This window comes from Neorhodopirellula pilleata, from assembly GCF_007859915.1.
Classification (GTDB): Bacteria; Planctomycetota; Planctomycetia; order Pirellulales; family Pirellulaceae; genus Rhodopirellula; species Rhodopirellula pilleata.
On record NZ_SJPM01000009.1, the window covers coordinates 114,024 to 126,360 of the forward strand.

The window sequence follows — 12,337 nt, forward strand, 5'->3', positions numbered from 1 at the left end:
AGGTTACGTTGTACTTCACCCATCGCGTGATCCTGCTTTGCGTTTGAGTTGGTTGTAGTGAACCGATAAACGTAGCGTTTCACGCGATGGTTTCTACCCTAAAGGCGCGCTTGGTGAATAAGGCGGGCTAATGCAAGTGGCAAGAGAAAAATCAGGGTGACTGCTCCAAACATAAATATAACCTCGCTCGATTCCTCAAATAGCGACAACCCCAAGCATGTTGCAATTCCGATTATAGGCCACGGAAGCATGACTGAAATTGAACCTAGAATGGCCAGTCTAGGAAAGTAAATATTCGACTCATTTGTTGGCAGAACCGAAGACGACAACGGACTTGCAAATGGATTCTTGTCTTCGTTGATCAATTCATTTGCCTTTCTTTTTGAGATCCTGAGAGGATATGAGCCATCACGGCTCGTTGATTTAGTCGGCATATTAACCCCCGGCCTCAGCGAGGGATACCTACTTAGGATCTAATTAGGTTTAATCCCTCGTCGACGCGTCAGTTTACCATTGTATCAACGCGCCGATTAGCCAAAAGTCACGGATCGCACCTGTAGAAAACGAAGGAATGAACAGTGGCCTTGGTCGTGAAAGAACGGTTTGGGTCGATTACCTCTGGTGGTAACCGTTCACGGCCTTCGGCCGCGAACGAGTTTAGATTGAGTTTTTCGACGCCCCAAAATTGCTATCGATCGATTCGGCCCGATCGCCCGGTTCAATGGCGTCTGCCTTATGTCAGTCGGACAGATTAAGAAATACTACCGAGATGTGATTGGTGTCGAATTGAGTCGAGGATTGGTTCAGAAGTTAGATGGCAAATTCAGCCAGAGCCTTGTCGATCCGTATAAACAATTGCTCGACGTACTGAGTGTGCAAAGTCATCTCAACGTCGACGAAACGGGACACAGGGTAAACGGCATCAAGCTTCCGACGTGGTGTTTTCGAAAGTATCTGTTTGCCGTCTTCAAGATCTCGCCGAGTCGTGGCAGCCAAGTTTTGATCGAAACGCTGGAGACGGAATTCGATGGCATGAATGGTTGCGATTGCTTCTCGGCGTACCACAAGCACATACGTCTGGATGAGAATGTTAAACTTCAGTTTTGCATCGCCCACTTGATCCGTGACATCAAGTTTCCGCGCATCCATCCGGACGAAGAAAATCGGATTTACGGGACAAGGCTTCGCGAACAGTTTCGAAAATAGTTTAAAACGATTGCTCGCCGGGAAGAATTTGCCAGCGAAGCGACGTTTCGCAAGCGGCTTGAGCGAATCCGCGATGAGATCGTTTGGGATGACACTGGCGAGCAACCCGACACACAACACGCGGCAAACATGGCCGAGCATTCTACGGTGTGAACACCTCGAAGACTACTTCCGCTTCATCAGCGACCTAACATCGGCCCGACGAATAACTTAGCCGAACAGGCGATTCGTTTTGTGGCAATCCATCGGCGGATGACGCAAGGGACGCGTGGTGAGATCGGTCGGAGTTGGTTTGAACGAATCTGCTTTGTTGTGGTCACACGCGAGCAGCAAGGGCGAAGTGTTCTTAAACTCTTGACCGAGTCGGTAACGGTCACGCATTTCGTTGACCGTGACGACGTCGGGATCATTGAGAAAATCTATCGGCTGATTGTTGCCCTCAGGGGTTCCCGGCTTCATTGCGGTTCCTGACTCAGTGGGCAAAGGAATCGCCGTGACGTCGGAACGAGAATCGGTAGCCGGTGAGCAAATTTGCCGTTTGATGAACTGAGCTTTCGCCATAGAAATCGGCGAGAACAAGATCAAGCTCGCTAGGCAGATACCTTGGAGTGGTCGAAATGGTGTCCGTGATGGTTCAGACCTCGTCGCGTCCATGTTGTCCTTTCGTCGGGAGTTGACGACGCTGATAATTAGACGATGGATCAGTTAGTGTTTTGACCGCAATTCTTCAGCGTCGCGGCGCACCGGGAGTATAAGGGACATGATCTAAAACGACTGTTTGAGGACACGCTTTTTTGAAAAATCCCTGTTTTTGCGATTCTTCACTAACATTTGTCTTGGATCGGGTCCACCCGCAATGCGACTGGCTTTGGCGTGAGCGTCGTCTGGTAGTACAATAGTGCTAGCCCGCCTCCTATTCCCTCCCATCTGATTGCTTATGTTTGTGCAACGATCGATGACTCGTGTTGGTTGCTGTTTGCTCTTTGGCGTCGTTTATCTGACGAGTGTTTTGCCTGCGAGCGAGCCCGCGTTTGCCGAGAAGGTTTCCTACAGCCAACAAGTCCGACCGATTTTGTCGGATAAGTGCTTCGCTTGTCATGGTCCAGACGAGCAGACACGCGAAGCGGGGCTGCGGCTCGATACTGAATCAGGCATGCTCGCTGACCTGGGCGGGTACGTCGCTTTCAAGCCCGGTGATGCGGATGATTCCGAAGCGATGCGGCGGATACTCGCAAGCGATCCGGATATGCACATGCCGCCGGAGGAATCTCACAAAGATTTAACTCCGAAAGAAATCGAAGTCCTGCGGCGCTGGATCAACGAAGGAGCCGCGTTCGAAATGCACTGGGCCTATCGCCCGCTGCAACGCCCGGAGGTTTCCCCGCCGCAATCTTCCGCAACCGCCGCGTTGTCTTTGCCGATCGATGCGCTGCCGATCGATGCGCTGATTGAGGCGAAGTGGTCTGAACATGGGATCACGCCGGTCGACCAAGCTTCGCCGGTGACATTAGTGCGTCGGTTGTACTTGGACCTGCTCGGCGTGCCGCCGACGCCGGACGACGTCGACGAGTTTCTGAATGACCCCGCCACCGATGCCTACCCTCGGTTGGTCAATCGCTTGCTCGACGACCCACGGTTCGGTGAACGAATGGCGGTCTATTGGCTTGACTTGGTTCGTTATGCCGACACGATCGGATATCACAGCGACAATCCACGCGAGGTCTCGGCTTACCGAGATTATGTGATCGGCGCGTTCAATTCGAACCTGCCTTTTGATCGGTTCACGACCGAACAGTTGGCCGGAGATCTATTACCCGATCCGACGACGGATCAACTGATCGCGTCAGGCTACAACCGTCTGTTGCAAACGACGCAAGAAGGCGGCTCTCAAGCGAAAGAGTATATCGCAATCTACGCCGCCGATCGTGTGCGAAACGTCTCGAGCGTTTGGCTCGGTTCGACCGTCGGTTGTGCGCAGTGCCATGACCACAAGTACGATCCGATCACGGCGAAAGATTTTTATTCGATGGCGGCTTTCTTTGCCGACATCAAAGAAACCCCCGTTGGATCACAGCCCCCCAATCTCAAACTTTACACCGATGCTCAGCGGCAACAGCTCGCGGCGATCGATCGCGAATTGCAACAACTCGAGGCGGGCCTGAAACCGGATGCGACTTCCGAACTGGCTGCTCAAATCGCCGCCGAACAACGCCAATGGGAAGCGACCCAGCGTGACCCCCCCGAGGATTCGTCGCCGTGGAAAATTGCGAACGTCGACTCCGCGACGGCGACGGCCGAAGCAACTCTGACGGTTCAGCCCGACGGGTCGCTGTTGCACACCGGTGCCCAGCCGAACCAAACGGATTATCAGATCACCGTCCAAGCCAGCGGCACGGTCCGGGCAATTCGGTTGGAAGCTTTAACGGACGATTCGTTCGCCAAGCAAGGCGGACTGTCCCGAGCCAACGGCAACTTTGTGCTCACCGATTTCACGGTTTCCCGAAACGGAAAGTCGTTACCATTCGGCTCTGCCACGGCTGATTTCGAACAAGCGAGCTTCCCCGTGATGGCCGCGATTGATGACGACCCGGAGTCGGGTTGGGCGGTCAGCGGACACTCCGAAAAAGCAGCACGACGAACCGCCGTGTTCACCTTGAAAGAGCCGCTCGAACTAGGGCCCGAGCCGCATGAATTGAAGCTCGAAATGCGACATCGCTCGAAATACGCCAAGCATTCCATCGGCCGCTTGCGACTCGCCCTTACCGACCGAGAAGATGCGGGCGTTGTCGATCCCGATGTCACGCCCCAGGAGATTTTGGCAATCATCCGAATCGACACCGACCAACGTGACGAATCGCAGCGCAAGCAACTGGCGGACTATTACCGCAATCATTCGCCCACTTGGAAAGCCGCTCAAGCGAAGTTGGAAACGGCACGCAAGCGGCGCGACGCGATCGAAGACAGTGTCCGGACCACTTTGATCACCGAACGATTGCCGCAGCCGCGAACGACGCGAATTTTACCTCGCGGCAATTGGCTCGATGAATCCGGCGAAATCGTTCAACCGGCCATGCCCGATTTTCTAACCACCGGTGAACCAAAGTCCGAACCGCTCACGAGGCTGCAGTTGGCCGAGTGGCTGGCCGATCCGAACAACCCGCTAACGGCGAGAACGTTCGTGAATCGGTTGTGGAGTCTCTATTTCGGCCGCGGCTTATCACGCAACCTTGATGATCTTGGTGGTCAAGGACAACCGCCGACGCACCCGGAATTGCTCGATTGGTTGGCCATGGAATTCATCGAGAGCGGTTGGGATGTCAAGCACATGATCCGGTTGATCCTCAACAGCGACACTTACCGTCGCAGCTCCGTGCCCGACGCCGAGCTGAAACGGTCTGATCCGGGCAACGATTGGTTCGCCCGGCAAGGCCGTTGGCGATTGGACGCCGAGTTTGTTCGCGACACCTCGTTACAACTCAGCGGCCTCTTGGTCGACGAGACGATTGGTGGCACGAGCGTCAAACCTTACCAGCCGGCCGGCTATTGGCAGCATCTCAATTTTCCGACTCGCGAGTGGCAGGCCGACAAGGACGAGCGACTTTACCGGCGGAGTCTTTACACGTTTTGGTGCCGTTCGTTTTTGCATCCCTCGATGCTCGCCTTCGACGCGCCATCGCGAGAAGAATGCACCGCCGAACGTGCCCGATCGAACATCCCGCAACAAGCCTTGGTGGTGCTCAACGATCCGATCTTTGTCGAAGCCGCTCGCGTGTTCGCCCAACGGGTCATGCGACAAACCGGAGATGAAGCGGATCGAATCGAATGGGTTTGCCAACAAGCTTGGTCGCGTTTTCCGACCCAGGCCGAAACTGAACTGCTGACCCATTTGTTATCCGAACAACTTCGGCACTATGCCGATGATCCGGCAGCAGCGAAGCAGTTGTTGAGCGTCGGTGAGGCGGCTGTTCCGGAAGACCTAACGGCCAATGATGAGGTCACCGGTGAACTTGCGGCGTGGACCCAAGTCACCCGCGCGATCCTGAACGCATACGAAACCATTTCACGTTACTAACGAATCATGACTAACGAATCATGTTGAACTCATCTTTCCAAGCGATCCAGCGACGCACATTTCTCAACCGGGCTACCGTTGGCATCGGCTCGGTCGCCTTCGCCACACAATTGGCCGCCGAGCAATCCGCTAGCGGCAACGCGGTTTCATCGCTCGGCGCGATCGAGCCTCACCATTTAGCCAAAGCCAAACGCGTCATTTTCTTGTGCATGGCGGGCGGGCCATCGCACTTGGAAACGCTCGATTACAAACCCAAGCTCGCGGAAATGGACGGCCAGCCGATGCCCGATTCCTTGACGGCGGGCCAACCGATCGCGCAGTTGCAAGGCAAAGCCCTCAAGTGTCTGGCACCACAACATAAGTTTGAAAAGTTTGGCGAGTCCGGCCAAGAGATTTCAACGGCGCTGCCTCACATCGCCAAACTCGCCGACGACATCGCGATCGTTCGTTCGATGACGACGCAGCAGATCAACCACGATCCGGCGCACACGTTCATGAATAGCGGGACGCAAATTTCCGGCCGGCCGTGCATGGGATCATGGATCCAGTACGGGCTCGGCAGCGAAGCGGAGGACTTGCCGGGGTTCGTCGTGTTGACGTCGGTCGGTGGAGGCCAGTCGCAACCGATCGCCTCGCGTCAATGGCACAGCGGTTTCCTGCCCAGTCGATACCAAGGCGTGCATTTTCATTCCAAAGGGGATCCGGTGTTGTTCGTCGGCAACCCGCCGGGAGTCAACCGAGACCAACAACGTCAAGTCATCGACGCGGTCAACGGGCTGAATCGATTACGGCAAGAGAGCGTCGACAATTCCGAAATCATGACCAGCATCGCGCAGTACGAACTGGCGTTCAAGATGCAAGCCAGCGTGCCCGAATTGGTCGACTTGAGCAACGAACCGCAGCATGTTTTGGATATGTATGGATCGAAGCCCGGTGATGGATCTTTCGCGAGCAACTGTTTACTCGCCCGGCGATTAGCCGAGCGGGGCGTGCGGTTTATTCAGCTTTATCACCGCGGTTGGGATCACCACGGCGGCGTCAAGAACGGCGTAGCCAATACGGCCAAGTTGGTCGACCGAGGCAGTTGGGCGTTGATCGAAGACTTGAAACAAAGGGACATGCTCAAAGACACCCTTGTCATTTGGAGCGGCGAGTTCGGACGGACACCGATGTCCCAAGGTGGCGGCGAGAATCCGGGCCGAGATCACCACATCAAAGGCTTTTCGATGTGGATGGCCGGTGGCGGAATCCGGCCGGGCGTTTCCTACGGCGCGACCGATGAATTCGGCTACAACGCGGTCGAAGATGTCGTCTCGGTCCACGACTTCCACGCTACGATGCTGCACCTGCTTGGAATCGACCATCAGCGTTTCACTTACAAGTTCCAAGGCCTCGATATGAAGCTGACGGGTGTGGAACCAGCGAGAGTATTACATCCGATTATGACCTGAAACTTGTGCGATTGAACATTCGGTGAACATCGGGCGTGTCGTCCCCATCGATGGGCGGTCTGTCATGACGGGACCACCAACTTTCCGCATCCGAGCGGGACCATGGCAATCGCTCTGAGATCGATTGAAGTTCGCGATTCAGAAGTTGAATATCCGAGGAACGTTCGTGCTTGTTCTTGGCCATGCAGCGGCGTACCCACTGGTTCAACTCCGCGTCAATCGATTCTTCTCGATGAGTTGAAATTTCGATCGGCAGTTGCGTCATGATCAACCCGAACATCGATTCGGGATCGCATTCGGCAAACGGCGGGTTGCCGGCGAGCAAGTAGTACGCGATGCAACCGATCGAATAGATGTCACTGCGCGGGTCTAACTTGGACGGTTCGCGAAATCGTTCAGGAGCCATGTACATCGGAGTACCGGCCCAAATCGTCTCGGCGGTTTGAAACATGTCCCGGTCGGGTGCGATCGGTTTGGCGAGCCCAAAATCAAACACGACCGCCCAATCGCCGACTACCGGATCGAGTCGCAGCATTACGTTTTGCGGTTTCAAGTCACGATGCATCAGCCCTTTGCCATGGGCTTCGAGAATCGATTGGCAGATTTGCTGCATGATCCAAACGACCCGTCCTGGAGGTTGCGGACCGCTTCGGGCGACGACTTCGGCGAGGGTGATCCCGTTGAGCAGTTCCATCACGCAAAACGCGTCGCCCTCATGGGTGTGTCCATAATCGTAGATCGTGACGCTGTGTGGGCATGAAAGCGTCGATGCCAGACGTGCTTCACGATCGAACCTTTGACGGTCGTCTTCAGCTTGGCAATCGCTTCGCAGCAACTTGATCGCGACATCGCGACCAAGATCGATATGTTCGGCTCGATAGACGACACCCATCCCACCCGCACCGAGTTCCTCTTTGATTCCATACCGAGACAGCGGGCGGTTCTTCGCTTCGATTGCTCGCATCCGGCGATGATGCCACCAAGTGAAGGTTGATACGAATGGGAGTGCCAGCAGCGAGTACAATCCGACCATGGGCCAGGCGTGAGCCAAGGGCGTCGTGTACGCATTGATGCGACGCATCTCAAATACGTCCGGCGGGTATTTCCACGGACGCTCGACGATCAATCCAAAGTCATACAGTGGGAACCATCGCCACGTGCCTTGGTTGGGAATACCAATGTAATTGGGATAGGGCTTCGTATCTTCGGGAGCATGCTGTCCCGGCAATCTTCGCGTTTGGATGTCCGTTTCCTCTGCCATGCGTATCAAGGTCGCCGCTGCGATGGTCAACGGTGCTTTTGGTTGAGCATTAGTATGAACGATCGACTGATCAATCAACGGTGCGAATCCGTCATACTCCGCCACGCGGAACCGTCCGGCAACCGAAGGAAGACTAGAAAACATTTGGGCCAATCGGCTTTCGGTTTGCATGATCCCTTGACGGTCGATCAGGTAGGCATCCACGCCGGCGGTGCCGCTGACATTATGAGTGATGTCCTGGAGTTGTTTCGCTATTGAATATTGCAGCAACATCACCACACCGATCGGGATACCGGATGACTCGGAGTTTTCCGAGTCGGAGTTGCGATACACCGGGATCATCCAACCCATTGGTCGACGATCGTCAGCCAACGGAACCAATCGAGCGAATCCGAATCCACAAAAGACCGGCTTGCCTTGGAGACATGTTCGGATCAACGGAGCGACCGATCGAGTCAACGATTCTTCGAGCCGTTCAACAGGGACATCCCCTCGCAAGCTTGGCGTGGCGACGATGCAACGGAACTGGTCGTCCCAGACCGCCAGCTCGCAGTTTGGGTCATTCAGGAAACCAATACCTTTGAGAATCTTGTCGACCGTGGGATCGTTGAATGGGGCAACCGCTTCGCTATCGATCAACTCAAGAATTCGGCGAACGCGTCCGGTAGCCAATTGTCTGGTTCGTTCGCGTTCTCGCAACAGTTGCAGTTCAATCCTCGCCCGGGCTTGATGCATGGTTATCGGTAGCACTCGACGTCCGTAATTCCAATCGGACTGAATTTCACTGCGGCCGACAAACCAAGCGGCGATCCAAATGGAAGCCGTACCTGCCACCCACAATGCCAACCAAATCGGAAGCCAACTCCACCACGAAGGCTTCACGCCGCCTGCGGCGGTAAGTGTTTTGGAACCTTGCGGTGTAGGTTTGCGACGCGACTGAGGTTTCTCACGGGGTGCCGCATGGGTACGCTGAGAAGATGGAATCGTCACATCCGAGCGAGGTGATGAATCATTCGACGGCTGTGGGTTCCGACCCGATCCGAACTCTGTTGGTGCGTTACCACGAATCGTCGGTGGCAACTGGACCGCCTGCGCTTTGCTTCCTTCCACCTGGGCCGCGTCCGGGTTGTGTTCTCGCAACAATGAGATGACTTCGTCGATCAAAGCCGGGTCATCACCCACCTGTTGTTCGAGAAAACTTCTCCAATGGGAAGGCTCGATCGATTCGGATTCCCAGAACAGATCTTGGATTTTTTGATAGCGGGCGGCGTCCACGATGGATACTGGTTACTCCTGATCGTGATCGTTCGGATCTCGCAATTCACGTCGCATCCAAGCCCGCGCCATCGCCCAATCCTTCTCTACGGTCCGCAGCCCGAGATTCAGTTCGTTGGCAATCTCTTTCATGGCCAATCCGCCGAAGAAACGATATTCGACGATCTTCGCTTGCCGTGGGCTTAGCTCGGCCAAGGTGATCAACAAGTCGTCCAGCGCCACCACGTCTTCGTCGCGATCGAGCACAAAGGTCACTTCGTCGTCGAGTTGACGGCGCAGCCAACCGCCCCCTCGTTTTTGTGCCGTCGTGTGCCGCGCGTGATCGACCAGAATTCGCCGCATGACGGTCGCACCGATCGCAAAAAAATGGGTTTTCCCTTGCCAATCAATTTCGTTTTGATCGACCATCCGAATGTACGCTTGGTGGACCAGCGACGCACTACTGAGTTTTTGTCGCTGAGGCTCCGATTGCAGAAACCGCCCTGCCATCTTGCGCAGGTCGTCGTAAAGTACCGTAAAAAGTTGATTCGTTTTTCCGGCGTCTCCCTTCTGGCTGGATTGCAGAATCTCAGTGATGGAAGACATGAATCATTTCACATTCAAAAAAAGGATAACAACGTCGTTAATCGATAGTGTAACAGACTGGACGCATTGGCACGCCCACAGTCGACTGGTTCTTGGATCCGGATTATCTCGCTGAATGGAACCGCGATGCGGTTTGCAACGTTGCCGCGTGAATCCGAACGATATCCTCGAGATCGTGGGCGTACCCACCTGCCATGGCGATTGCCACGGGTAGGTTTTGGCGGTGACACCATGTGAGTACGACTTCGTCGCGGCGTTGCAGTCCGTTAAAGGTTAACGATAGTCTTCCCAGACGGTCCTTTTCGTAGGGATCAGCACCCGCCAAGTAAATAGCCAGATCAAAGGGACCACGCGATGCAGCCCATTGCAATGCGACATCGAGAGCGGTGAGATAGGCCTCGTCACCAGTTCCGTCGGGGAGGGCGACATCAAGGTCGCTGGCGACTTTGCGAAGCGGGAAGTTTTTCACGCCGTGAATCGATAGCGTGGTAACGGATTCGTCACCGGTCAGAATCGAGGCGGTCCCGTTGCCTTGGTGGACGTCCAAGTCGATCACGATTCCACGTCGAATCAGACCGTCATGTTGCAACGTTCGCATGGCCACGGCGGCATCGTTGAAAACGCAGTAACCTTCGCCCGCCCCGGCGAAGGCGTGATGAGTGCCGCCGGCAAGATTGGCCGACACGCCGTCTTCCAATGCGGCGCGAGACGCGGCGATCGTGGCCCCCGTGCTGCGCCGTGATCGCTCGACCATCTTCGGCGACCACGGAAATCCGATCCGGCGAATTTCCGCCGATGAAAGCGTCCCCGTGACGACGCGCTGCAGGTAGTCTGCGTCGTGACATAACTTCAACTGATCGTCCGTCGCGGCGGTCGGGACGATCAACGTGTCGCGGAGGTGTTGTTCCGACCGAACGACTTCCTGTCGCAAAAGACGGTATTTGTCCATCGGGAATCGATGGGTCGTCGGTAACGGCAATTCAAAGTGGTCAGTGTAGTACAGTCTCAAGGGATTGCCGTCGATCGGAAGTCAGAGGAAATTCACGGTATGTTTCCTGGCAAAGGGTCAGATCGTCATCCATTACCTCTACCAACAGGTCGAAAACGTGATCGCATCCACACCCACTCAAAACCTTCATGTTGTCATTGTCGGAGGGGGGTTCGGCGGATTGGAGACGGCTAAACGTCTGCGACGCGCCGATGCCAAGGTCACTTTAATCGATCGTCAAAACTATCATCTATTCCAACCTTTACTTTACCAAGTTGCCACCGGTGGTTTATCTCCGGCGAATATCGCTACGCCACTGCGTTCGATCCTTCGTAAGCAATTCAATTGCGAAACAGTGATGGCCGAAGTCGTTGATTTTGACGTCGATCAAAAGCGACTCTTGCTCGCCGATGGAATGATGGATTACGACGTTCTTGTCGTTGCGGCCGGTGCAACGCACGGGTATTTCGGGCGAGACGACTGGGCGGTGGTGGCACCGGGCTTGAAAACGGTCGAGGATGCCACTTACATCCGCCGTCAGATTTATATTGCCTTTGAAACTGCCGAACGAGAGGACAACGACGACATTCGTCGACAACTCATGACGTTCGTCGTCGTTGGTGGCGGACCGACGGGTGTCGAACTGGCTGGAGCGATCTCCGAGATCGCGACTCGCACCCTACGTTACGACTTTCGTAACATCGATCCGAAAGATGCACGAGTGATGCTGGTCGAAGCTGGTCCCCATGTTCTCGGACACTATCCGGCCGAGCTTAGCGAGCGGGCGGAGTCGAAGCTGCGGTCGCTCAACATCGAAGTGCATACCAACACCAAGGTCACAGAAATCACGGAGGACCACGTTGTCTTGAGTTACCGTGATACTTCGACGACTGTGGCATCCAGGACTGTCTTATGGGCGGCCGGCGTCAAAGCGAATCCTCTCGCCGCAAAGCTCGCATCGGCGTGTTCGATCCCGACGGATCGGGCGGGGCGGATTGAAGTGTCGGATCGCTTGAACTTGAGCGGCCATGAAGAGATTTTTGTCATCGGTGACGTTGCGAATTGTCGCGATGAAAACGGGAAACCCTTGCCGGGACTCGCTCCGGTCGCAATGCAACAGGGTCAATACGTTGCCGAATCCATTCGATCGGCGATCCGACGCCGCCAAAGTCCGACTTCGGCAAACCAATTGACGACATGGCGTGATGAACTCAAGCACTCGATCGACAAACCGTTTCGGTATCGCGATCGCGGAACGATGGCGACGATCGGCCGTGCCGCCGCAGTCGCTGAAATCGGCAATTATCGTTTCAGTGGACTGCTCGCATGGCTGTTATGGCTGTTCGTGCATTTGTTATTGATCGTCCAGTTTCAAAACCGACTATTGATCTTGCTTCAGTGGGCATGGCATTACACGACCTTCAATCGTAGCGCCCGGTTGATCACCGGTGGGAAAACCGTGATCATCCGGTCGAACCCCAACGCTCCCGAAGAATAAA

At 55.1% G+C, this 12,337-nt stretch carries 8 protein-coding genes; 4 read left to right on the plus strand and 4 right to left on the minus strand.

Features of this window, described 5'->3' with window-relative positions; all coding sequences use genetic code 11:
• The first annotated feature begins 735 nt into the window (after nt 1–735).
• Entirely contained in the window at nt 736–1,206 is a 471-nt protein-coding gene (locus Pla100_RS19720; protein WP_197168082.1) for an IS66 family transposase, read from the plus strand.
• 210 nt (nt 1,207–1,416) lie between these two features.
• Here the strand turns inward: Pla100_RS19720 and Pla100_RS19725 are convergent, their stop codons facing one another.
• Nucleotides 1,417–1,767, minus strand: coding sequence for a hypothetical protein (locus Pla100_RS19725; RefSeq protein ID WP_146579412.1), 351 nt, complete (start codon nt 1,765–1,767; stop codon nt 1,417–1,419).
• Nucleotides 1,768–2,161: 394 nt separating this feature from the next.
• Between Pla100_RS19725 and Pla100_RS19730 the strand changes: the two genes are divergently transcribed.
• Both Pla100_RS19730 and Pla100_RS19735 read left to right on the plus strand, forming a co-directional pair.
• A complete protein-coding gene (locus Pla100_RS19730) occupies nt 2,162–5,278 on the plus strand; it encodes a PSD1 and planctomycete cytochrome C domain-containing protein (RefSeq protein WP_231603265.1) in 3,117 nt (1,038 codons plus the stop codon).
• A 20-nt stretch (nt 5,279–5,298) separates the two neighbouring features.
• On the plus strand, nt 5,299–6,729 hold the full coding sequence (locus Pla100_RS19735) for a DUF1501 domain-containing protein (RefSeq protein ID WP_146579414.1): 1,431 nt from the start codon (nt 5,299–5,301) through the stop codon (nt 6,727–6,729).
• Here the strand turns inward: Pla100_RS19735 and Pla100_RS19740 are convergent.
• The 3 genes from Pla100_RS19740 to Pla100_RS19750 form a co-directional block, all read right to left on the minus strand.
• On the minus strand, nt 6,719–9,265 hold the full coding sequence (locus tag Pla100_RS19740; protein ID WP_146579415.1) for a serine/threonine-protein kinase: 2,547 nt from the start codon (nt 9,263–9,265) through the stop codon (nt 6,719–6,721). The genes Pla100_RS19735 and Pla100_RS19740 overlap by 11 nt on opposite strands.
• A 12-nt stretch (nt 9,266–9,277) precedes the next feature.
• On the minus strand, nt 9,278–9,850 hold the full coding sequence (locus tag Pla100_RS19745; RefSeq protein ID WP_146579416.1) for a sigma-70 family RNA polymerase sigma factor: 573 nt from the start codon (nt 9,848–9,850) through the stop codon (nt 9,278–9,280).
• 103 nt (nt 9,851–9,953) lie between these two features.
• Nucleotides 9,954–10,799, minus strand: coding sequence for a histone deacetylase family protein (locus Pla100_RS19750; protein WP_231603266.1), 846 nt, complete (start codon nt 10,797–10,799; stop codon nt 9,954–9,956).
• A gap of 157 nt (nt 10,800–10,956) precedes the next feature.
• Here Pla100_RS19750 and Pla100_RS19755 point away from each other — a divergent pair, with 157 nt between their 5' ends.
• Complete coding sequence (locus Pla100_RS19755) at nt 10,957–12,336, plus strand: NAD(P)/FAD-dependent oxidoreductase (RefSeq protein WP_146579609.1); 1,380 nt, start codon at nt 10,957–10,959, stop codon at nt 12,334–12,336.
• Nucleotide 12,337: the final 1 nt, after the last annotated feature.

Bases quoted from the DNA above. Each gene is read 5' to 3' on its own strand.
- Pla100_RS19735 (WP_146579414.1), top strand. From the start codon at position 5,299: ATGTTGAACTCATCTTTCCAAGCGATCCAGCGACGCACATTTCTCAAC.
- Pla100_RS19750 (WP_231603266.1), bottom strand. From the start codon at position 10,799: ATGGACAAATACCGTCTTTTGCGACAGGAAGTCGTTCGGTCGGAACAA.
- Pla100_RS19725 (WP_146579412.1), bottom strand. From the start codon at position 1,767: ATGGCGAAAGCTCAGTTCATCAAACGGCAAATTTGCTCACCGGCTACC.
- Pla100_RS19720 (WP_197168082.1), top strand. From the start codon at position 736: ATGTCAGTCGGACAGATTAAGAAATACTACCGAGATGTGATTGGTGTC.
- Pla100_RS19745 (WP_146579416.1), bottom strand. From the start codon at position 9,850: ATGTCTTCCATCACTGAGATTCTGCAATCCAGCCAGAAGGGAGACGCC.
- Pla100_RS19730 (WP_231603265.1), top strand. From the start codon at position 2,162: ATGACTCGTGTTGGTTGCTGTTTGCTCTTTGGCGTCGTTTATCTGACG.